The following is a 20671-nucleotide window of genomic DNA, read 5'->3' on the forward strand; positions in this document are numbered from 1 at the left end:
CAAAGTCTTGCAACCGTTATAGTTTGTCGCGCCCAACTGCCGCGGCCAGCGTGTAGTAGGCCTGACGTGCCTGGGCTTCCGCCTGCGTGACCGCCAGTTCGGCAGTCTTCAGGGCCGAGCTGGCGGTCAGGAGATCGGCAAAGTTCGCGTTGTTGTTGGCGTAGTTGGTGAACGCCATCTTGTAGGCCGCCATCGCTTCCGGAACCTGGCGCCCGCGCAGGAACTCGGCCTGCTTGACGGCCTGGTGGAGGTTGTTGTGGGCGGTGTCCACCGCCAGCAGGGTCTGCTGGCGCACCGACTGGTCATTGGCGTCGGACGCCACCTTGTTGGCCACCGCTTCGTCCACGCCATACCGTTCCTTGGTGAAGAAGAACAGCGGGATGATTATGTCGAACTCGATGCCGTAGCTGGCCGGCTTGAAGCCAAGCGGCGGGTTGCTGCCATTGAAGGTCCCGATGATCTGGAAGTCGGGCAAGTAGGCCTTGCGGGCCAGGCGCACGCCTTTCTCGGCCGCTTCCACCTGGAAGCGCGACGCGCGCACATTGGGGTGCTCGCGCAAGGCCATGTCTTCCAGTTCCGGCAAGAGCACGGGCGGCATGCGCACGGCGCTGGCGTCGGGGCGCAGTTCGAGCGGGAACTCCGGGTTCTTGCCGATAAGGGCATTGATGGCCTTGAGCGCATTGTCGTACTGGCGCTCAAGCCCGAACACATCGTTCTGCGCGCTGCTTTGCGCCACCTGGGCGTTGAGGTAGTCGACGTAGCCGGCCGCATTGTTGGCATAGCGGATGCGCGCTACCTGCTTTACCTGCTCCAGCCGCTTGAGATTGAGGCGCAGCACGTCGAGCTGGGCCTTCTGCGACAGCGCCTGGAAGTATGTGGTGCTCAGCTGTGCGTAGAGTTGCAGGAACAACGCGTCGCGCTGCGCATCGAGCGACTCGGCCTGGGTGTTCGCAATATCGGCAGCGAGGGCCTTCTTGCCCGGGAAAGGGAAGGATTGCGTCAGCGTATAGCTGAAGCTTTCGGCACGCGCCAGCGCCAGCGGGCTGTTCTTGGGCAGGTTGCCCCAGATGAAGCCCACCTGCGGATTGTTAGGCGCGGCAATCTGCGGCACAGTCGCCTTGGCGGCCTGATAGAGCGCGCGCGCCTGGATCAGCTGCGGATTGTTGGCGCGCAGTTCCTCGGACAGCTCCCAAAGCGAAAAACCGGGGCCGGTGACGCCCTTGAGTCTGTCTTCGTCGCTGACCGCAGTGGGCGACGCCGCAGGCGCGCTGGCACCGGCGGCGGGCCGCGCGGGCAGCCGGTCCCAGCCGCTGCCGGAGATGGCGTCCGCCGGCAATGCCTTCTTTGCCGCAGGCACCAGTGGTAGCGGGTTGGTGTCGCCGCTGAGCTCCACGCCCTGGGCGGCCTGCATCCCCAATAGCAGCAGTGGCAACAGCGGCAACAGCACGGCAGCGCCGGCCCTTCTTTGAACTGGAATTAGAAACATGAGACGCTCACGTGTGATGGGCGCATTTATGACAGCTTGTTCTTTCAAATCGCTTTCCGGTTCATTGCGGGCAGCTTTCAGATGCGCTGGCGCAACTGCCGGCTGGCGTCGTGGGAAGGAAACAGATGCCGAGGCGCCATGGGGCGCCTGCTTTCAGCATCGCAGTTTCACAAGCCAGGGAAATCCCCTAGCCGGCGTGCGACTGCGACGGATGTCCGGTCTGCTCGCAAAGCGGGCAGACTCGCAGGAGGGCCGGCACTTCGTCCGTGGCCCCCGCCTGCGCGGTACCACTGCAGACGGGAGAGCATCGGCATCCGAGCGTGGTCAATGGCGCGCTGCCCGGGCGGTGCGCAGGTATTACCGCATAACGGACAGCAAGGTGAACGCGCTGCTCCCAGCTTCCTTGCGGGTCCAGCTCCAATAACCACAACCGCGTCTGGATGGACCAGCGAACCACCGTCTCCGGATTGATGCCGAGTCTCCGGGCCGCTTCGGCAACCGGGATGGGCTGCGAAGCCAGGCTGAAGAAGGCCAGAACCTTGCTCTCCTGCGGCCTCAGCCGTGCCATTGGGGTTCCGGTCAGCCGATTGAAGCGCCGTTGGCAGCGATGGCAGTGGAACTGAGGCAGGCCCCTGTGGTCGGTGCCGTCACATGCCGTTGTGCCGCCACGGCAGCGCGGACAGCGGGGCGGGCGGCGGCTGGCGCTATGAAGCTTGCGCCATGCCGACGCCAGGAAGCTGGTCAAACCGGCATCTTCGTCATGCGGGGCATTGGACGGCCAGATATGAATCAGCGTCGTCGCTGCAGGCCAGACGTCCGCAAAGCGCGCGGGGCTTGTGCTCCCCGGCGCTGCCGACCTGCCAAATTCCGCTTGCATTGCTGACAGCTTCCGTGATGAATGGATGGCACCAGGCGACGCCTGCGCTGAAAGTCGACGGCCATCTTGCCGGCCCGGTCTAACGCACGGCCGGACGTGCACGGGACCCGTCAACGATGAATTTGCCGTGATTCTATGAGCGGAGGTGCATTTTGCGTACTGTGATTAATCACAGTAGACTTCGCTTCGAACGCGCCCACCATGCATCACATTGGATCCTGTCCGGGCGAACCGGCGCTCGCTGCAGCCGGGGACGTCGCCGGCGACGAGGCCTGTCAGGGCTTGATGATGCCGGCCGAGGTGGCCTTGACGACTGCCTCGATTCGGGTCGCCACGCCGAGTTTCTGCCGTGCGTTGTCGATATGGAAGTCGACCGTGCGCTTGGACAGCCCAAGAATGGTCGCGATTTCGCCCGAGGTCTTGCCGCGCGCCGACCACACCAGGGTGTCGATTTCGCGCTGGCTCAGGTGGACGTCCGGGGGGCCAGGCCGCGTTCGCGCGACCCGGGCCAGGCGCGTTTCGATGATGCTCTCCAGGATGTCGAAATCGACGGGCTTGGTCACGTAATCGTCGGCGCCGAGCCGGCGTCCCCTCAGTTCGGCGTCCCGCTGCGCCAGGGCTGTAAGGAAAACGAAAGGCATGTCGGCAAAGCGCGGTGCCAGGGCGCTGATCTTCTCGAGCAGTTCAAACCCTGTCATCACGGGCATGCTCACGTCGCACAGGACAAGATCGGGCGTCTGGCGCAGGATGGCGGCAAAGCCTTGCTCGCCGTCGTGTGCGATGCTGACCTCGAATCCTCGTTCAATCAGTTCTTCGGCGATCAGCTCGGCTGTTTCGGGGTCATCCTCGATGCAGAGAATTCTCCCGCTTAGTTGGTTCATAATTGCCTCGCTTGCGGTAAATATGGTCGTGCCGTGCCAGCCCGTGTCTTGCACCGGTGACGCGCGGCAAGCCCCAGGAATATTCTCATGAACCATTCGACGCGCTCTGTGCTTGGCGCCACCGCCGCGCAATCGGCAAAACCCGCGCCGCGAAGGCTGGCTCGGCTGGCCGCCTCGGTGCCGCTGCTGCGGCCAATCCGGGTTCGCCTGTCACTGGTGTTCGTGCTGTTCCTGCTGCTGGTGTTCGGTGTTGGCGCCTTCGGCATCAACCGGCTCAGCCATTTCCACAGCGTGTCGGCCCAGATCAGCGGACGCTGGCTCCAGAGCAACCGCATTCTGGGCGACCTCAACAATTATATTTCGGACTTCCGGGCCACCGAAGCCGACGCGCTGATTGCGGTCTCGCGCACCGACCAGCGCGCCGCCGAGCGGCAGGTTACCGCACTGGATGAGATCATCGCAACCGTCGCTGGCCGTTACGGCAAGATCGAGCACGATCCCGCAGAGCTCGAACTCTATCAGCGCTTCTCCAGGCAGTGGGCCGAGTATCGCGCGCTTGCCGCCCAGGTAATGACACTGGCCCGGGCCAACGACAAGGCCGCGGCGATTGCCCTGTATCACGGCGACTCGCACCACGCCTTCGACCGGGCCAACGCCACGCTTGGCGTCCTGACCGAGCACAACGTTGCCGGCGCCACCGAGGCAACCGAGCGCGAGGCCCAGGCCTACCTGGACGCGTGGCACCTCATTGCCGCAGCCATTGTGGTTTCGGGCTGCCTGGTGATCGCGGCGGTTGGCTACCTGCTCAAGGCCGTGTCGAATCCCATCGCAGCCCTGGTCGAGCGCATGCACCGCATCGCCGACAATGATCCGCGTGTCGACATTCCAGGCGCCATGCGGCAGGACGAGATCGGCGATATTGCGCGCGCCGTGGTGCGCTTCCGGGACAACACGATCGAGCTCGAACGCAGCAAGGCTGCCCTGGCGGCGCAAACGGAAGTCCTTCAGGAGCTGCTGGAGAACGAAAGGCGCACGGCCGAGCTGCAGCGCAACTTCGTCTCCATGGCATCGCACGAATTCCGTACGCCGCTCAATGTCATCGACGGACACGCGCAGCGGCTGGTGCGGATGAAAGAGGCGCCCACCGCCGCGGTTCTTGGCGAACGCTGCGCAAGGATTCGCGCCGCGGTACTGCGCATGACCAACCTGATCGACCACTTGCTCGACTCCTCGCAACTGCTTGACGGCAGCAGGCTGAAGTTGCTGCACAGCACCGATTTCTCGCTGCGGCTGTTGCTGCATGAAGTCTGCGAGATGCATCGCGACAGCTGGCCTGCACCCGTGATCGAGGAGATCGTCGACGCCGACGCGCCGGAGATATTCCATGGGGACGCCAGGCTGCTGTTCCAGGTCTTCAGCAATCTGCTGGGCAATGCGATCAAGTATTCGCCCGCGCGTTCGCCGGTCACCGTGCATATGTCCGGCAATGCGGATGCGGTCTGCATCTCGGTCACTGACCGTGGCATCGGTATCCCGGAGAAGGATCTTGACCACTTGTTCGAGCGCTATGTCCGGGGCGAAAACGTGGCGGGCACGGTGGGCGCCGGTGTGGGCTTGTACCTGGTCAAGCTGGCGGTGTCATTGCATCAAGGAGAAGTCTCCGTCACCTCCAGGCCGGGGCAGGGATCGTGCTTCGTGGTTCGTCTGCCGCAGCTTGCCACGGCCCCCTGAGTCAGGCCGCGGCGCCGGCGCGCAGCATGTGTTTCCGGATCTTGCCGCTGGTGGCAACGTTTTGCTCTTTCCTTATGCCCGCGAGGCGGTAGCCGGCTTGCATGCCGCCTCGATACTGTATATTCATACAGTCTTCGCCGCGCCCCCTGTCTAGTGTCCGCCGTCCTTCCGCCCCCTCGCGTCATTCCCGAGCCAGTCGCCACCACGGCCAAGCCGGCCTATGTGGTGGCCGTGCGCGCGCTGTGCGAGTTCACCGCCAAGGCCGGCGACCTGGACCTGCGCTTCGTGCCGACGCCGTCGGCGCAGGAGGGCGTGGCCGGGCATGGCGTCGTGACCAGCCGGCGCGGCGAGGGCTACCAGACCGAGGTCGCGCTGGCCGCTGATTTCGGCCCCCTGCAAGTGCGTGGCCGTGCCGACGGCTACGATCCCGCCGCCAACCGGCTGGAAGAAATCAAGACCGTGCGCGGCGACGCTGCCGTGCCCGACAACCACCGCCACCTGCACTGGGCCCAGGCCAAGGTCTATGGCTGCCTGCTGTGCCGCAAACTGGGGCTGCCCGGGCTGGAGATCGCGGTGGTCTACTTCGACATCATCAGCCAGCACGAGCACCCGGTCGCGGCGCACTTCACGGCGCAGGCGCTCGAAGCCTTCTTCGCGCAGACCTGCGAGCGCTTCCTGCATTGGGCGCAGGCGGAACTGGCGCACCGGCAGGCACGCGATGCCGCGCTGGCGCGACTTGCCTTTCCGCACCAGGGTTTCCGCGCGGGCCAGCGCGAACTGGCGCAGGCGGTCTACAACGCCAACCGCGCGGGCCGCCACTTGCTGGCGCAGGCGCCTACCGGCATCGGCAAGTCGGTCGGCACGCTGTTTCCGGTGCTCAAGGCCATGCCGGGGCGGGGCATCGACAAAGTGTACTTCCTGTCGGCGCGCACCACCGGGCGCGCGGTGGCGCTGCACGCCGCCAATGCGCTGCGCGGCCAGGGCGCGCAGCCTTTGCGCGTGCTGGAACTGGTGGCCCGCGACAAGGCCTGCGAGCATCCGGAGCTGGCCTGCCATGGCGAGTCGTGCCCGCTGGCCCGCGGCTTCTATGACCGGCTGCCGGCGGCGCGCGAGGCGGCGCGCTGCCTGCCGCTGCGCGACCGTGCCGCGGTGCGCGCGCTGGCGCTGGACCATGGCATCTGCCCTTATTACCTGGCCCAGGAACTGGTGCGCTGGAGCGACGTGGTGGTGGCCGACTACAACTATTACTTCGACCGCAGCGCGTTGCTGTATGCGCTGACCGTGGCCAATGGCTGGCGCGCCAGCGTGCTGGTGGACGAGGCCCACAACCTGCTCGAGCGCGGCCGCGCCATGTACACCGCGGAACTCGACCCCCACTCGCTGCGCGAGGTGCGCCGCGGCGCGCCGGCCATCATGCGCAAGCCATTGACGCGGCTGGCCCGGCAGTGGAGCGCGCTGGCGCGCCAGGGTGACGACGCTTATGAAGTCCTGCCCGAAGTGCCCGCCGCCTTGCGCCGCGCGCTGGACGAATGCTGCGCGGCGGCACTGGCGCACATGACCGAGCATCCCGGCGCGCATGATCCCGCGCTGCAGCGGTTCTATTTCGATGCGCTGCATTTCGGCCGCCTCGCCGAGCAGCTCGATGCGCATTCGCTGTTCGATATCCAGCGCGCGCCGCGCAAGCGCGGTGGCCACCATGCGCGGCTGTGCCTGCGCAATGTCATCCCGGCCCCGTTCCTGCGCCCGCGCTTTGCCGCCGCGCATTCGGTCGTGCTGTTCTCCGCGACCCTCGATCCCGCCGCCTATTACCTCGATACATTGGGATTGGCGGCGGATTGCCCGCGGGTGCAGGTGCCATCGCCGTTCCGCGCCGAGCAGTTGTCAGTGCGGATTGCCTCGCGCATCTCCACCCGCTATGCGCAACGCGAACACTCGCTGCCGGCCATCGTCGCACTGATGGCCGGCCAGTTCCGCGCGCGGCGCGGCAACTACCTGGCGTTCTTCAGCAGCCACGAATACCTGCAGCAGGCCGTGGCCCGCTTTGCCCGGTCCCACCCCGACATTCCGCACTGGGCGCAGTCGCGCGGCATGGACGAGGCGTCGCAGGCCGCGTTCCTGGATGCGTTTGCGGAAGGCGGCGAGGGTATCGGCTTTGCGGTGCTCGGCGGTGCCTTTGCCGAAGGGGTGGACCTGCCCGGCGAGCGCCTGATCGGCGCCTTCGTTGCCACGCTGGGGCTGCCCCAGTTCAATGCCGTCAACGAGCAGTTCCGCGCGCGCATGCAGCAGGCGTTCGGGCAGGGCTATGCCTATGCCTACCTGTATCCGGGCCTGCGCAAGGTGGTGCAGGCGGCGGGCCGGGTGATCCGCACGCAGCAGGATCAGGGCGTGGTGGTCCTGATCGACGATCGCTTTGCCGCGGCCGAGGTGCGCGAACTGCTGCCGGCATGGTGGGACATCGCGCCGGCGGCGTAGAAATTACACTATGGGGTCCCGTTGCGGCACACAAATGCCATCAGCCCCCACGAAAGGACCAGATCCATGCCGATGACCCAACACTATGCGGCCACCGAGCCGACCCGCACTGAGGTGGATACGCTGGCGGGCGCCACCGTGCTGGAATTCGGCGCGCCGTGGTGCGGCTACTGCCAGCGCGCCCAGCCGGCGCTGGCCGAGGCCTTTGCCGTGCATCCTGACCTGCGCCATCTCAAGATCGAGGACGGCAGCGGGCGCCGGCTTGGCCGCTCGTATCACATCAAGCTGTGGCCGACGCTTGTGTTCCTGCGCGACGGGCACGAAGTAGCGCGGCTGGTGCGCCCGACCGAGTCAGACCCAATCCGCGAAGCCATGCGCCGCATTGCCTGATACGGCGGCACGCGCCGCCGCAGGCGAAGACTCTTAGGGTCAGTCCGTCAGCGGCTGCCAGGCAGCACCATCGTTACCAGCACCGACGCATCGGAGATCGCGGTGACGTCATAGCGCACGCTCGGGCCCAGGTAGAGCAGGTCGCCCTGGTGCAGCTGGCGCTCGGCGCCGTCCACGCGCACGCGCACCTCGCCCTCAAGGCATTGCACGGTCATCGGGCCATCCACCGCATGCGGCGGCACATGCTTGCCGGCTTTCAACACCAGCCGCATCACCTCGAGCGGGCCTTCCTTGAACAGGGCCTGCGTGGCGGTCTGATCCAGCCGTGCGCCCAGTGGCAGCACGCTGGCGATCTGTCCGGATGCTAGATGGGGAAGGGACATGCGCGGCTCCTCGCTCTTCTGGTGGGGTGGGGTGGCTTGTCAGGCGCGGCCGGCGCTTGGCGGCGGCACGCCTTCTCAATCTAGCACCGGAGCGCGCGTGTCAGTAGCACTCAGCGTGAAGTCACCGGGGAAGTCGCCGGCGCGGCGACGTCCGCTTGTGCGCAAGGCGTTGCATTGCGGGCTTGTGCGGTGCGCTCGGCAGCGGTCCTGGCAGCGGCGCGGCCACGCTCGATCACCGCCCAGTCAGGGCCGGCGGCAGCGGTGAAAGACGCGGTCAGGGCGCAAAGGCCGAGCAGCGCGAACAGAATGGTTTTCATGAGGGGGGTGTCTACAGGAGGAATGAGAGAGGAGGTGGGGCGCCCCGTCGTCGCGCCACGGTGGCAGCCGTGGCGCGAGCAGGCGTTGATCAGGCTGCAGCCGAAATGCCGGAGGCGCTGTGGGCCGGCGGTGCCGACACGCCGCTGCGGTCCAGGCCCGCCACGTCGGTGCCGGCGGCAGCGCTGTTGGCGCCGTCGGTGAACGGGTCGCGCCGGTCGTTGATGCGGGCGCCATCGGTGAAGGGGTCGCGCTTGCCGTTGACATGCGCGCCTTCGGTGAACGGATCGCGCTTGCCGTTGTGCAGGTTATAGCCGTAGCGGTCGGCGTCGATGCCGCGGACGTTCAGGCCCTGGGCCATGGCAGGGGCGCTGGCCAGCGTTGCGGCACCGAGTGCTGCGATCGAGAGGGTCGTGGCAAGTAGGGCTTTGAGAGCGTTTTTATGCATGTCTGCTGTTTTGAAGTAGGTGGACGGCATGGCCCGCGAGGGGCCGCGCGGGGATGGCGGACCTGCCTCCCGCGCCGTCCGGGTTCGCCTTTTGGGCGGTGCCGTCGCGTGGGAAGCACGCGGCACGGAACGAAGTTTAGTCACGCTGATACATTCCTGTGATGATTTAATCGGAAGAAAATCAGTCGTTTTTTTCATTGGATGATGCCTTGGCGGCAGTCACCTTGCGGCCGGCCTGCCAACCCCCGCCGAGCGCGAGGAACAGGTCGACCTGCCGGGCGGCGACATGGCCTTCAGACGCGGCCAGCGCGGCCTCTGCGTCGGCCAGCGTGCGCTCGGCATCCAGGTGCGCCAGGTAGGGGATGCGCCCCGCCTGCTGCAGGCGGCGCTGCAGCCGCGCGGCTTCGGCGGCCTGCTCGCGCGCCGCGTGCAGGGCTTCATGCCGTTCCAGTTCGCGCGTGTAGGCGGACAGCGCCGTTGCCGTTTCCTGCAGCGCGCGCAGCACCGCGCCGTCAAAGCGCGCCAGCGCGGCGTCGGCCGCGGCCTCATGCCCGTGGATGCGATGCCGTACGCCATTGGTCGGCAGCGACCAGCTCAGCAGCGGCCCCACGCTCCAGCGCGCCGTCGGGCCGCTGCCAAGGTCGCTCAACACGCCGGTCAGCCCGGCGCTGGCGCCGATACGGATCGATGGATACAGGTCCGCCGTAGCCACGCCGATGCGCGCCGTGGCCGCGGCCAGTTCGCGTTCCGCCTGGCGGATATCGGGCCGCCGCCTGAGAAGAGCGGTGCCGTCGCCGACCGGTAGCGGCGCCCGCAGCGTCGGTTCCGCATGGCAGGCCACCTCTGCCTCTGACAGGGCCGCAGGCGGCCTGCCCAACAGCAGGGCCAGCCGGGAGCGCGCGGCGGTGCGCGCGGCTTCCAGCGTGGGCAGGGCCGCGCGCAGCGCTTGCGTGCGAGCGCGCTCGCGCGCCACGTCGGCGGGCTCGCCGCGGCCGGCGGCGGCCAGGCGGCTGGTGGCGTCGAGCGTGCGTTGCTGTACCGCGAGCTGCTGCGTGGCGGCGGCCAGGTCATGCGTGGCGGCGCAACCCTGCACGTAGGCGCGCACGGTCTGCGCGGCCACGGTCACGCGCACCGTGTCCAGCGTGGCCTCGCTGGCTTCGGCGCCGGCCAGCGCGGCTTCGTCGGCCCGCGCCAGCTTGCCGAAGAAGTCGATCAGGTAAGACACCCCGAAACCGAAGTCGCCCAGGTTGAATACCGGCGGCTGGGCGGTCTGCAGGAAGCTTTCGCCCGACAGCTGCGCGCGCGACACGCTGGCGCCGGCGCCGCCCTGGGGCAGGTTCTCGGACTCCACCTCGTGCAGCAGCGCCACCGCGCGGCGCAGGTTGGCACTGGCGGCGCGGATGTCGGTGTTGGCGGCCAGCGCCTGTTCGACCAGCCGGTTGAGCCGGTCGTCGTCATAGAGCCGCCACCAGTCGTCCGGCACGGGCGCAATGGCGACGCCGTGCGCCGCGGCGCCCTGCAGCGGGCCAGTTGCCGCTGGCGCGCGCACCGCCGCGTGATCGGGCACGCGATAGTCCGGGCCCACCGTGGTGCAGGCGCACAGGCAAGCCGCGGCGCACGCCAGCCAGGGATGGTGCCGCCTCATGATCGCGGCTCCGCACGGCCGCTGGCGTCATCGTCGCGGCCGGGTTCGCGTACGGCCACCGTCGCGGTGCGGCCCGAGACCAGCCGCACCTCCGCGGGCACGTCTTCCAGCACGATGCGCACCGGCACGCGCTGGGCCAGCCGCACCCAGTTGAAGGTCGGGTTGACGTTGGGCAGCAGGTTCGAGCCCGCGCTGCGGTCGCGGTCCTCGATGCCGGCGGCGATGCTCTGCACATGCCCGCGCAGGTGCCGGGGCTCGCCCATGATATGCACGTCCACCGGGCTGCCGATGCGGATCCGGTGCAGCTTGGTTTCCTCGAAATAGCCTTCGACGTGGAAGGAGCCGGCATCGACCATCGACAGCACCGGGCGGCCGGTGGAGACATAGTCGCCCAGGCGCGGCAGCCGGTCGTTGAGATAGCCCGCCACCGGGCTGCGCACGCTGGTGCGCTCCAGGTTCAGGCGCGCCAGCCGCACCGCGGCCTCGGCTTGCGCCAGCGCGGCCTCGCCTTGTTCCACGCGGGCGCGCCCCTGTTCCGCAACTTCCGTGGCGACCAGTCCGTCAAGATTGCGGTTGCGCGCGGCCTCGCGCCGCGCCTGTGCCAGCACGGCGCGCTGGGTCGCCAGCGTGGCCAGCGCCTGCTGCAGGGCCAGCGCGTAGCGGTCGCGGTCGATCTCGAACAGGACGTCACCTTGCTGCACGTGCTGGTTGTCGCGTGCCAGCACGCGCGTGACCAGGCCTGAAACATCGGGCGCCACCTGGACGATGTCGGCGCGCACATGGCCGTCGCGGGTCCATGGCGCGGCCGTGTAGTAGTCCCACAGGTGGCGCAGCACCAGCAGGGCGGCAATGGCGGCCAGCAGCGTCGGCAGCAAGGGAAGCAGGGGGCGGAGTCGGAGGGTCATGACGGCAGTCCCGGCACCGCGACAAAGGCTGCGGCCACGGCACCCAGGACGATCACATAGAGGGAAAGGTTGAACAGCGAGCGGTGCCAGATATGGCGGTAGCAGCCCAGCGCCGCCAGCACCGTGCGGATCGCAGTGGTGGCGGCGAAGGCCAGCACCATCAGCACCAGCACGCCTGGCACGAAGACGCCATAGAGGTCGATTTCACTAAGCATGGGGCGACGGCACGGAATGTGGGAGATCAGCGGGACGGGGCCACGGCGGTGCCAGGCAGCAGCGTGACTTGCAGCACCACCAGCGCGCCGAGCGCGCCGCGATGGTCGGCGCGGCCAGCGGCCGGTGTCGCCGATGTGATCGCTGTGGCGGCCACGCTGGCAATGGCCTCGGCCACTGCCGTGGCCAACCCCACCGGCGCCGGCCCGGCATGGCCGGCGCGCAGCCGCGCCCGGAAATGCCGGGCCACCGCGGCCAGCACGCGGCGCACTGGCTTGCGTGCCGCTGGCGGCAAGGCCGGCAGCGATTTCTGCAACGCCAGCGCGCAGTAGCCGACCTGCAGCGCATGGAAGCCGTCGGAAGACAGCGGATCGCCGGCTGCGCCCAGGCGTGGCACCAGCTGGCCGAGCCGATCCAGCATGCGCGCGCCCAGGCGGGCATCGCCATCGGCCGCCCGCAGCGTGGCCGCCTGCGCCAGATCCCGCCAGCTGGCGCGCACCAGCCGGCGGGCGGCGGCGCGCGCGCCGAACGGGCGCACCGCCATCGACCACAGCGGCGCGAACAGCATCGCCGCCGCGCTGGCCAGGCAGGTATTGAAGGTGCCGAGGAAATCCACGTCGAACACCGTCTGCACGTTGGCGAACGACGCCGTGTTGACCGACAGCAGCATCGCGATCAACTGGAAGCCCGGGCGCGCGATCAGCAGGCCGATGCCGAGATAGGGCAGCGCCAGCATCGCGGCCAGCGCTTCAAAGGTGTGCGCGCGCGGCACCACCAGGAACAGGTAGCCCGACGACACCAGCAGGCAGACCGTGCTCCAGCGCAGGAAGGCGCCGGCCATGCGGCGCGGCTCGTCGATGGCGGCAAAGAAGCAGCAGGCGATCGATGCCACCGCGACCGCGCCGGCGCCTTCCTCCCAGCCCGAGACAATCCACAGCAGCCCCGCGCAGAACACCGCCAGGCCGCTGGACACGGCCCCGAACAGCAGCATGCCGTGGTCGTGGTGATGCCCGGCGGCCTCCGTCGGCGCTTGGCCGCGTACCAGCGGCGCGCCGGCGCTGCGGTCGCCGATGCCCTGCTGCAGGGCCCGGCATTCGGCGTACAGGGTGCACAGGCGCTGCAACTGGTCCGCCGCCGTGGCGGCGAGGCCGGCATGCCAGTCGGACGCGCCGGCGCGGGCATCGGCCAGCCAGCCGCCCGGGGTCGTGGGAGGTGGCGTGGCCGCATCAGCACCTAGCCAAGCGGACGTTGCCGCCAGCGCCTCGCGCAGATTTGGCGGGATGCCGTCAGGGTGGCTGCGCAGCGCCTGCAGCACGCTTTCCAGCGACGACAGCAGCGGCATCAGCGTGGTCATGCGCTGGCGCAGCGCGCGGGCGAGGCGCAGCGAGTGGCTGCCCTCGGTGTCATAGGCCAGCTGGCTGACCAACTGGTCCAGCGCCAGGATGTCGGCGGCGAGCCGGTGGCGGCTGTCGTCGGCGCGCGGGCTGGCGGCAAGGATGTCGGCGGCCCAGGCCGCCGCGTCGGCCAGCCAGGTGGCTGCGCGGGCCCGCAATGCCGGCGCGACCTTGGCCGGAAACACCACCGAGCCCACCAGCCCGGCGCAGACGATGCCGATCACGATCTCTTCGATGCGCGCCACGGCAATATCAAAGATCTGCGCCGGCTGGCTGACCGCCGGCAAGGCCACGATCGGCAGGGTGTAGGCCGCCAGCAGGCAGATATAGCTGCGCGGCGAGCGCTGCAGCAGCGACAGGTACACCAGCACGGTGATCCACAGCGCGATCGCGCCCATCAGCACGATCGGCATATTGACCAGCTGCGGCACCGTGGCCACCGCGGCGGTGGCGCCCAGCACCGTGCCGGCCACGCGGTACGCGGCCTTGGACCGGGTCGCGCCGGTCAGGGGATGGGACACAAAGTACACCGTCGCCATGGCCCAGTAAGGCCGCGGCAGGCCCAGCGCCAGCGCGATATAGAGGGCCAGCATCGCGGCGGCGAATGCCTTCAGCGAGAACAGCCACTGTCGTGCATTCGGCCAGCTATTGATGTTTCCAAAATTCACGACAGCCTTTGCTAACCGTCGTCCCCGCGCAGGCGGGGACCCAGTGGCTTTAAAGACGCTGGATTCCCGCCTGCGCGGGAATGACGGTGGATATTTTCATGTTGTCGCCAATCAGGGAAGGCTCGATCGCCATGGAAGCGGGGTCTGGAAGAGGAGTTGGGGGCGCACATCGCCGCCTGCCGCTCCACGCTTCATAGGCGGCGCAGTGGTCGGGGGCAATGCGTGGAAGCGAAGTGTAGCCAAACCCTTCGCATTCCATTCATGATTTAATATTGACCTGACCATTCCCTTTGTTCATGGGTGACGAAAGCGCCTTGAAGGCCGGCTCGCCACCCCTCGACACCATGCCCATCGATATCCGCGCGCTGCGCTATTTCGTCGAGACTGCGCGCTTGCGCAGCTTTACCCAGGCCGCGACCTCGCTGTTCGTCACCCAGTCGACCATCAGCAAGATGGTCAGGCAGCTCGAGGACGAGGTCGGTCAGCCGCTGCTGATCCGTGAAGGCAAGAGCGTGCGGCTGACCGACGTGGGCCGCGTGGTCTACGAGCGAGGGCAGGAGGCGCTGGGCGTGGTGCACCGGTTGACGCTGGAGGTATCGGACCTGTCGTCGCTGGGGCGGGGGCAGTTGACGGTCGGCATCCCGCCGATGGTCAACCTGTTCTTCTCGCCGGCGGTCAGCACCTTCCGGCAGCGCTATCCCAACCTGTTGCTGACGCTGGACGAGCACGGCGGCCAGGTGGTGGAGCAACTGGTGGCCAGCGGCGAACTGGAGGTCGGCGCCACGGTGCTGCCCGGAGACAGCGGGCTGGCGCTGGAAACGCGCCAGTTCGGCCGCTACCCGATCTGGGCCGTGGGCCCGCGCAAGGCCGCCTGGGCGGGCGGGCGCACCGTGACGCTGGCGGCGCTGCGCGAGGAGCCGCTGGTGATGCTGACCGAGGACTTCTCACTGACGCGCAAGCTGAGCCAGGCCTTCCTGGAAGCCCGCATCGAGCCGCGCGTGGTGGCGCGCAGCGGGCACTGGGATTTCCTGGCGTCGATGGCGGCGGCGGGGCTGGGCACCACCTTCCTGCCCCAGCCGCTGGCCGAGCGCCTGCAGGGCCAGGACACGCTGGCCATGGCGCGGCTCACGGAGCCGGCCATGGACTGGACCATGGCCCACATCTGGTCGCCGGGGCGCTACCTGTCGCACGCCGCACGGGCGTGGCTGGCGGTCTGCGAAGAGGTGCTGGGAGACGGAGTGCCGGGAGGCGGGCAGGGAGCCTGAGCTGGCGCGGCGGCCGGCCTCACTTCTTCAGGCACTGGTCAGGGGGGATATCCAGCAGGACCAGCTGCTTCTGCTCTGCCACATAGTGATAGCGCAGCCTGACCCCCAGCTTGCCGAGCACCGGCACATCCGGGTTGCGGCAGATGCCGCGCTCCAGGATTGGCTTGACCGACGCCATGAACGCGCGGGTATCGTCGCGCGTGGCATCCACGCCCGAGACCTTCAGATGGAATTCGACGATCTTGCCCGGCCGCGTCACGCAGCCGTCAAAGCGCGTGGTGTCGTCCAGGTCGACCGGGCCCGCGCGCATCAGCTCCTGGCAGGCCAGGCGCAGTTGGCGGTCGGCATCGCCGGCGGTCAGGCGGGTCACGCCGTTCATGCCGGTGGGCTTGCCGCGCACCGTGCCCAGCAGCAGAGTGGCCAGCCCGGACAACTGCGGGGACCGCGCGGGCGGGGCAGCCGGCGTGGCGGAAATGGCAAGCGGCCCGGCCAGCAGGGACAGGCTCAGGCACACGGCGGCGTTGCGCAAGGGATGGAATTTGGGGACGGCAGGGGCTGGGGGCATGACGCAACGGGAACAGGATTGCCTGGGGTTTGCGCTGCTACTTTAGCCTTGGCGCCTTGCCGCCGTTGTCAGGCGTTGTCCTACGGCGCAACGGTGGCTTGCCCTGCCGGCGGCGGCATGCCAGCGAACTGGCCCACCGCCTGACGGGGCTGTTGCTCAGAGCTCCAGCACCAGCCGGCTGCCGCCACAGGCGCGCGAGCAGCAGGCCATCATGCGCTGGTTGGCCTCACGCTCGCTGCGCGTGAGCACCACGTCGCGGTGGTCGACCTGGCCGGCCAGCACGCGCACCTCGCAGGACCCGCACAGGCCTTCCTCGCAATCGCTTTGCACGTCGATATTGGCGCCGCGCAGCGCGCCCAGCAGGGTCTGGCCGGCCGGCACTTCCATGACCAGGCCGGAGTCCTTCAGTTCGACGGTAAAGGGCTGTTCCTTCGACGCATCCAGCGTGCCCAGCTTCGATACGAAGTGCTCCACGCGCAGCGCGTCTTCCGGCCACGCCGCGCAGTAGTCGGCCAGTGCGTCCAGCATGCGCTGCGGGCCGCAGGCGTAGATCTGGGTGCGCGGGTCCGGCTGCGCCAGCAGCTTGCCGAAGTCGGCGCGCTGGCCTTCGTCGCTGGCATGGACATGCAGCCGTGCGCCATGCAGGGCCTGCAGTTCATCCAGCATCGCCATGGCCTGCCGCGAACGGCCGCAGTAGTGGAACTCGTAGTCGATGCCAAGCGCGCGGGCGCGCCGCGCCATCGCGCTGACCGGCGTGATGCCGATGCCGCCGGCGATAAAGATGGCGCGCCCGCAGCCTTCATCGAAACGGAAGTGATTGCGCGGCCCGCGGATGCGCAGCCGGTCGCCGGCCTTCACGCTGCCATGCACCCAGGCCGAGCCGCCGCGGCTGTCGGGGTCGCGCAGCACGGCGATCTCCAGCGCCCCGGCATCCTCCGGATCGCCGCACAGCGAATACTGGCGCGACAGCCCGGTATCGCCGCATTCCACGTCGATATGCGAGCCCGGCGCCCAGCGCGGCAGCGGCTTGCCGTCCGGCGCCGTCAGCCGCAGGCGCACTACGCCGTCGGCGGCGGACCTGACGCGCTCTACCACCACCGTGCGCGCGATGGTGTGGGCGGACGGCTCGCCGATGCGCACCGGCTGGTGCACGTCGAGCCGGGCCGGGTCGCGGCGCTCGGGGTTCTGCGCGGGGTCCCATTCCACCAGCAGGTGCTCAGGGCCGCGGAACGAGGTGTTGGGCACATAGGTGAAGGTCTGCTCTGCCAGGCGCATATGCGGCAGCCGGCGCGTCAGTTCTTCCAGGAAGACCTGCATCTCCATGCGCGCCAGGTTCTTGCCCATGCACTGGTGCGAGCCGTAGCCAAAGGTGAGCTGCTCGCTGGCGTTGTCGCGGCGGATGTCGAACAGGTCGGCATCGGCGAAATGGCGCTCGTCATGGTTGGCGGAAGACGTGACGATCAGCAGCTTGCTGCCCGCCGGCAGGCGCATGCCGCCGACCTCGGCGTCGCGCGTCACCAGCCGCCGCCATGCGGCGACGGAGCCGTTGTGGCGCAGGCATTCCTCGACCGCGTTGGGGATCAGCGACGGATCCTCGCAGATCTCGCGCCACGCATCCGGATGCTGCAGCAGCAGCTTGATGGCGTTGGCCGAGGCGTTCGCCGTGGTCTCGTGCGCGGCCACGATGCCGGCCATCATCATCGAATGCAGGTAAGAGTCGGTGACCACCTCGGGCAGGTCTTTCTGCTTGCGCAGGCCGTACTGCATCCAGCCCGGGCCGGACGGGTCCTCGCGCATCTTGTCGAGGATGCGGCCAGCCAGTTGCCAGAAGTTGCCGACGGCATGCGCCACCGCCACCTGTTCCTCGGGCCTGGGACGGCCCCAGGTGTTGACGGTATGGGCGATGGAGTACTGGCGCAGCAGGTCCATGTCCTCTTCGGGCACGCCCAGGAAATGCAGCGCCACGGTCAGCGGCACTTCCCACAGCATCTGGTCGACCAGATCGGCGCGGCCATCGTCGATAAAGCGGTCGACGTACTCGCGCGTGAGGCGGCGCACCAGGGGCTCATGGTGTGCCAGTTCCGCGGGCGTGAAGGGTGCCATCAGCGCGCGCCGGCGCGGCATGTGGGCGGGCTCGTCCTCGTTGACCAGCGTGCGGTTCATGGCATAGCCGTAGGTGGCCAGCACGGCATTGGCCTCGTCGCCGGTAGGCGTGATCTTCTCCAGCGCGATCGACGGGCTGAAGGTAAGGTTGTCGCGGAAGATCGCCTTGATGTCGTCGTAGCGCGTGACCACCCAGTAGCCCAGCTTCGGGCTGTAGAACACCGGTTCCTGCTCGCGCGACCAGCGCACGTATGCCGGCGGGTCCTGCTGGTAGCCGTCGCCGAAGGGATCGAACGCCGCCGCGTTGTGGCTGACCGGACAGCCGGTGGGGGCGGCGAAGGCGCTGTGGTCGATGGGGCAGCCGCCGCGGGCGGCGTTGGGGGAAGGGGTGGCCATGCTGCGTACTCCTGGCTGAAACTCTGCCGTCCGGGCAATGCCGGACGGGCTTGGGTCATGCGCTTGCCGGAACTCAGTTGTCCAGCGTGATCTTCAGGTCGCGGATCAGCCTGGTCCAGCGGGTGGACTCGCTGCGCAGCAGTTCGCTGAACTGCGCCGGCGTGTTGCCCACCGGCTCCACACCGAAGTCCACCAGCCGCTTGTTGACAGCGGGCTCACGGATTGCCGCGACCACGTCCTTGTTCAGCGTGTCAATGACCTCCGGCGGCGTGCCGGCCGGCACCACCATGCCCACCAGCGCGGCGGCTTCCACGCGCGGGTAGCCCAGTTCGGCGAAGGTCGGCACGTCAGGCAGTTGCGGCAGGCGGGTGGCGTTGGCCACGGCCAGCGCGCGCACCTTGCCGCCCTTGATAAAGCCCGCGCCGGCGGCGTAGTCCACCATCATCGCGGCGACCTGCCCGGCGGCCACGTCCGACAGCGCCGGCGCGGCGCCGCGGTACGGGGCATGCGTCATCGACAGGCCGGCTTCCACCTTCAGCAACTCCATCGCCAGGTGGTGCGGGCTGCCCGCGCCGGCGGAGCCGTAGTTGATGCCGCCCTGGGTGGCCCTGGTCTGGGCGATGAATTCCTTGGCGCTCTTGGCCGGGCTGGCCGCGCCCACCACCAGGATCATCGGGAAGCGGCCCAGCAGCGTCACCGGAGCCAGGTCCTTGCCTGGGTTATAGGAAAGCGATTTGTACAGCACGGGGTTGAACACCATCGTGCCGTTGTCGGCCGACAGGACGGTATAGCCGTCGGCGGCCGAGCGCGCCGTCTCGGCCGCGCCGATGGCGGTATTGCCGCCGGGCTTGTTGTCCACCACCACGGGCTGCCCGACCTTGGCCGACAGCCCCTGGCCGATGGTGCGCGCCAGGAAGTCCGAGCCGCCGCCGGCGGCATAGGGGACGATCCAGCGGATCGGCTTGGCGGGGTAGGTACCGGCAGCGTGCGCCGGGATCGCGGCCAGCATCGGCAAGGCCAGGGCGCCGGTGGCCAGGCGCTTGAGGACGGGGTGAGGCATGGGGCTTGTCTCCTTGTTGGTCAGCCCGGTGTTGCGCACCGGTGTTTCTGTTTTGCGTAAATCATATACGCATTGCGTAATGATTGAATGCGGGTTAACCTTGAAGTGACCCATTCCCCGGATCCGTCATGCTCCGAACGAAAGCCTCCGATCCTGCCAGCGCGCCCACCGATGCGCCGCGCACGCGCGAACGCCGCCAGCGTGTGCAATCGGCGGTCACCGGCATGGCCGTGCTCAAGGGGCTGGCACGGCTGGGCGGGCGCGCCAGCCTGACCGCGCTGGCCGCGCACATCGACGAAAGCCCGGCCAAGGTGCACCGGTACCTGGTGAGCCTGGTGGAAGAAGGGTTTGTGGCGCAGGAGGTGGGTACGCAGCAGTACCACCTGGGCTTCGAGGCGCTGCAGATCGGCATGGCGGCGATGCGCCAGGCCGACCCGATCCGGCTGGCCGAAGCCTCGCTGGTGCGCCTGCGTGAAGCGCTGGAAGTTACCTGCTTTGTCGCGGTGATGGGCAACAAGGGGCCGACCATCATGCGCTTTGAAGAACCGGGTTTGCCGGTGACGGTGAACGTGCGCGCGGGCTCAGTGATGCCGCTGCTGTGGTCGGCCACCGGGCGTGTGTTCCTGGGGCTGCTAGATGAGAAACGCGTGCACGCGCAGGCCGAGGAAGAACTGGCCGCGGCCAGCCCGGCGCGGCTGGCGTCGCTCGATGCCAGCGACCCCATCGGCACGCTGCGCCGCGCGGTGCAGGCCGACGACTGCGCCTGGGTGCGCGACACCAACCTGACCGGCATCAGCGCCGTGGCGGCGCCAGTGCGCGACTACACCGGACGCGTGTGCGCGGTGCTGACCGCGTTGGGCGCCACCGGCGGCTTCGATCCCGCGATCGACGGGCCCATCGGCAGCGCCGTGCGGCGCGAGGCGCGCGCGGTCAGTGCAGCGCTGGGGTTCAATCCAGCGGCTTGACCCGGTGCCTCAGCCAGGACGCGAAGCTCGCCGTGTTCAGATGGCTTCCACCCGCCCGCCTGCCGGCGCCGGCAGGTTCAGGTGCTGGCTCAGGTCGCCTTGCAGGTCAAAGAGGGAATAGTCCCGGTAGGAGAAGTGCCAACGGCCGTCCGTCTGCTCGAATTCATCATGGTAGCGTCCGGCCGCGACCACCTGTAATGGCAGCGTGTCAGTTGCCTGAAGAACCGTGTAATAGGATCGGCACCTCGCCCTACCGGCTGCTTCGTCGATTTCGATGATTGGGTTGGTAATGACGTGCTTTGTGCGCGGCGTGCCGCACGGGTAGATTCGGACATGGCGCCGCCACTGGTCGAGCATGCTGACTTCATCCCGCAAGACGTCGCTGCCGGCGCTCTTCAGCTTCGCATTCCTGAACAGAGCGGCGACGCCGGACAAATCGCCACTGTCCATCAACTCCGCATAACGATAAAGAAGATTGGCTATTTCTAAGGCGCTATAGCTCATTCCGA

At 68.3% G+C, this 20671-nt stretch carries 19 protein-coding genes; 5 read left to right on the plus strand and 14 right to left on the minus strand.

Going from position 1 to position 20671, the window contains the following annotated elements:
• Window positions 1-16 precede the first annotated feature (16 nt).
• The 3 genes from ACREYQ_RS24385 to ACREYQ_RS24395 all read right to left on the minus strand — a co-directional run bounded on the left by ACREYQ_RS24385 (window position 17) and on the right by ACREYQ_RS24395 (window position 3244).
• Window positions 17-1447 (minus strand): TolC family protein, encoded by a 1431-nt coding sequence (locus ACREYQ_RS24385; protein WP_432260564.1) that lies wholly within the window; start codon window positions 1445-1447, stop codon window positions 17-19.
• A gap of 226 nt (window positions 1448-1673) precedes the next feature.
• Window positions 1674-2363: a DUF746 domain-containing protein gene (locus ACREYQ_RS24390; protein ID WP_432260565.1), complete on the minus strand. Its 690-nt coding sequence runs from the start codon at window positions 2361-2363 to the stop codon at window positions 1674-1676.
• A 275-nt stretch (window positions 2364-2638) separates the two neighbouring features.
• The gene (locus tag ACREYQ_RS24395; RefSeq protein WP_432262644.1) at window positions 2639-3244 is read right to left on the minus strand and encodes a response regulator transcription factor; all 606 of its coding nucleotides are present in this window, start codon (window positions 3242-3244) and stop codon (window positions 2639-2641) included.
• A gap of 87 nt (window positions 3245-3331) precedes the next feature.
• Between ACREYQ_RS24395 and ACREYQ_RS24400 the strand changes: the two genes are divergently transcribed.
• The 3 genes from ACREYQ_RS24400 (at window position 3332) to ACREYQ_RS24410 (ending at window position 7837) form a co-directional block, all read left to right on the plus strand.
• Window positions 3332-4975, plus strand: coding sequence for a sensor histidine kinase (locus tag ACREYQ_RS24400; RefSeq protein ID WP_432260566.1), 1644 nt, complete (start codon window positions 3332-3334; stop codon window positions 4973-4975).
• 222 nt (window positions 4976-5197) lie between these two features.
• Window positions 5198-7447 carry an ATP-dependent DNA helicase gene (locus ACREYQ_RS24405; RefSeq protein ID WP_432262645.1) on the plus strand — a complete coding sequence of 750 codons (2250 nt, stop codon included), beginning with the start codon at window positions 5198-5200 and terminating at the stop codon, window positions 7445-7447.
• 66 nt (window positions 7448-7513) lie between these two features.
• Window positions 7514-7837 (plus strand): thioredoxin family protein, encoded by a 324-nt coding sequence (locus ACREYQ_RS24410; RefSeq protein WP_432260567.1) that lies wholly within the window; start codon window positions 7514-7516, stop codon window positions 7835-7837.
• Window positions 7838-7884: 47 nt separating this feature from the next.
• Here the strand turns inward: ACREYQ_RS24410 and ACREYQ_RS24415 are convergent, their stop codons facing one another.
• From ACREYQ_RS24415 to ACREYQ_RS24445, 7 genes are all read right to left on the minus strand, one after another.
• Window positions 7885-8220, minus strand: coding sequence for a cupin domain-containing protein (locus ACREYQ_RS24415; RefSeq protein ID WP_432260568.1), 336 nt, complete (start codon window positions 8218-8220; stop codon window positions 7885-7887).
• Between the two features lie 110 nt (window positions 8221-8330).
• Window positions 8331-8537: a hypothetical protein gene (locus tag ACREYQ_RS24420; protein WP_432260569.1), complete on the minus strand. Its 207-nt coding sequence runs from the start codon at window positions 8535-8537 to the stop codon at window positions 8331-8333.
• An 89-nt stretch (window positions 8538-8626) separates the two neighbouring features.
• Window positions 8627-8983 (minus strand): hypothetical protein, encoded by a 357-nt coding sequence (locus ACREYQ_RS24425; protein ID WP_432260570.1) that lies wholly within the window; start codon window positions 8981-8983, stop codon window positions 8627-8629.
• Window positions 8984-9164: 181 nt separating this feature from the next.
• Window positions 9165-10628, minus strand: coding sequence for an efflux transporter outer membrane subunit (locus ACREYQ_RS24430; protein WP_432260571.1), 1464 nt, complete (start codon window positions 10626-10628; stop codon window positions 9165-9167).
• Window positions 10625-11533 carry an efflux RND transporter periplasmic adaptor subunit gene (locus tag ACREYQ_RS24435; RefSeq protein WP_432260572.1) on the minus strand — a complete coding sequence of 303 codons (909 nt, stop codon included), beginning with the start codon at window positions 11531-11533 and terminating at the stop codon, window positions 10625-10627. The genes ACREYQ_RS24430 and ACREYQ_RS24435 overlap by 4 nt, the downstream gene beginning before the upstream one ends.
• Window positions 11530-11748, minus strand: a complete 219-nt coding sequence (locus ACREYQ_RS24440) for a DUF1656 domain-containing protein (RefSeq protein ID WP_432260573.1) — start codon at window positions 11746-11748, stop codon at window positions 11530-11532. Before ACREYQ_RS24440 ends, ACREYQ_RS24435 begins: the two co-directional genes overlap by 4 nt.
• Window positions 11749-11774: 26 nt before the next feature.
• Window positions 11775-13793: an FUSC family protein gene (locus ACREYQ_RS24445; RefSeq protein ID WP_432262646.1), complete on the minus strand. Its 2019-nt coding sequence runs from the start codon at window positions 13791-13793 to the stop codon at window positions 11775-11777.
• A gap of 359 nt (window positions 13794-14152) precedes the next feature.
• Between ACREYQ_RS24445 and ACREYQ_RS24450 the strand changes: the two genes are divergently transcribed.
• Window positions 14153-15073: a LysR substrate-binding domain-containing protein gene (locus ACREYQ_RS24450; RefSeq protein WP_432262647.1), complete on the plus strand. Its 921-nt coding sequence runs from the start codon at window positions 14153-14155 to the stop codon at window positions 15071-15073.
• A gap of 19 nt (window positions 15074-15092) precedes the next feature.
• Here ACREYQ_RS24450 and ACREYQ_RS24455 read toward each other — a convergent pair whose 3' ends face one another.
• From ACREYQ_RS24455 to ACREYQ_RS24465, 3 genes are all read right to left on the minus strand, one after another.
• Window positions 15093-15638: a hypothetical protein gene (locus ACREYQ_RS24455; protein WP_432260574.1), complete on the minus strand. Its 546-nt coding sequence runs from the start codon at window positions 15636-15638 to the stop codon at window positions 15093-15095.
• Window positions 15639-15794: 156 nt separating this feature from the next.
• On the minus strand, window positions 15795-18137 hold the full coding sequence (locus ACREYQ_RS24460) for a cytochrome P450/oxidoreductase (protein WP_432260575.1): 2343 nt from the start codon (window positions 18135-18137) through the stop codon (window positions 15795-15797).
• A gap of 73 nt (window positions 18138-18210) precedes the next feature.
• The gene (locus tag ACREYQ_RS24465; RefSeq protein ID WP_432260576.1) at window positions 18211-19197 is read right to left on the minus strand and encodes a Bug family tripartite tricarboxylate transporter substrate binding protein; all 987 of its coding nucleotides are present in this window, start codon (window positions 19195-19197) and stop codon (window positions 18211-18213) included.
• Window positions 19198-19325: 128 nt separating this feature from the next.
• On the opposite strand from ACREYQ_RS24465, the gene ACREYQ_RS24470 reads away from it, so the two are divergent.
• Window positions 19326-20162, plus strand: coding sequence for an IclR family transcriptional regulator (locus ACREYQ_RS24470; protein ID WP_432260577.1), 837 nt, complete (start codon window positions 19326-19328; stop codon window positions 20160-20162).
• Window positions 20163-20198: 36 nt separating this feature from the next.
• On the opposite strand, the gene ACREYQ_RS24475 is transcribed toward ACREYQ_RS24470, so the two are convergent.
• Complete coding sequence (locus tag ACREYQ_RS24475; protein ID WP_432260578.1) at window positions 20199-20666, minus strand: nuclear transport factor 2 family protein; 468 nt, start codon at window positions 20664-20666, stop codon at window positions 20199-20201.
• Window positions 20667-20671: the final 5 nt, after the last annotated feature.

Origin of the sequence: Cupriavidus sp. TMH.W2, assembly GCF_050847365.1 — a bacterium.
GTDB lineage: Bacteria > Pseudomonadota > Gammaproteobacteria > Burkholderiales > Burkholderiaceae > Cupriavidus.

Coding starts and splice junctions, on each gene's coding strand:
- ACREYQ_RS24390 (WP_432260565.1), bottom strand. CDS start 2,363: ATGCAAGCGGAATTTGGCAGGTCGGCAGCGCCGGGGAGCACAAGCCCC.
- ACREYQ_RS24395 (WP_432262644.1), bottom strand. CDS start 3,244: ATGAACCAACTAAGCGGGAGAATTCTCTGCATCGAGGATGACCCCGAA.
- ACREYQ_RS24400 (WP_432260566.1), top strand. CDS start 3,332: ATGAACCATTCGACGCGCTCTGTGCTTGGCGCCACCGCCGCGCAATCG.
- ACREYQ_RS24410 (WP_432260567.1), top strand. CDS start 7,514: ATGCCGATGACCCAACACTATGCGGCCACCGAGCCGACCCGCACTGAG.
- ACREYQ_RS24415 (WP_432260568.1), bottom strand. CDS start 8,220: ATGTCCCTTCCCCATCTAGCATCCGGACAGATCGCCAGCGTGCTGCCA.
- ACREYQ_RS24420 (WP_432260569.1), bottom strand. CDS start 8,537: ATGAAAACCATTCTGTTCGCGCTGCTCGGCCTTTGCGCCCTGACCGCG.
- ACREYQ_RS24425 (WP_432260570.1), bottom strand. CDS start 8,983: ATGCATAAAAACGCTCTCAAAGCCCTACTTGCCACGACCCTCTCGATC.
- ACREYQ_RS24430 (WP_432260571.1), bottom strand. CDS start 10,628: ATGAGGCGGCACCATCCCTGGCTGGCGTGCGCCGCGGCTTGCCTGTGC.
- ACREYQ_RS24435 (WP_432260572.1), bottom strand. CDS start 11,533: ATGACCCTCCGACTCCGCCCCCTGCTTCCCTTGCTGCCGACGCTGCTG.
- ACREYQ_RS24440 (WP_432260573.1), bottom strand. CDS start 11,748: ATGCTTAGTGAAATCGACCTCTATGGCGTCTTCGTGCCAGGCGTGCTG.
- ACREYQ_RS24450 (WP_432262647.1), top strand. CDS start 14,153: ATGCCCATCGATATCCGCGCGCTGCGCTATTTCGTCGAGACTGCGCGC.
- ACREYQ_RS24455 (WP_432260574.1), bottom strand. CDS start 15,638: ATGCCCCCAGCCCCTGCCGTCCCCAAATTCCATCCCTTGCGCAACGCC.
- ACREYQ_RS24460 (WP_432260575.1), bottom strand. CDS start 18,137: ATGGCCACCCCTTCCCCCAACGCCGCCCGCGGCGGCTGCCCCATCGAC.
- ACREYQ_RS24465 (WP_432260576.1), bottom strand. CDS start 19,197: ATGCCTCACCCCGTCCTCAAGCGCCTGGCCACCGGCGCCCTGGCCTTG.
- ACREYQ_RS24470 (WP_432260577.1), top strand. CDS start 19,326: ATGCTCCGAACGAAAGCCTCCGATCCTGCCAGCGCGCCCACCGATGCG.
- ACREYQ_RS24475 (WP_432260578.1), bottom strand. CDS start 20,666: ATGAGCTATAGCGCCTTAGAAATAGCCAATCTTCTTTATCGTTATGCG.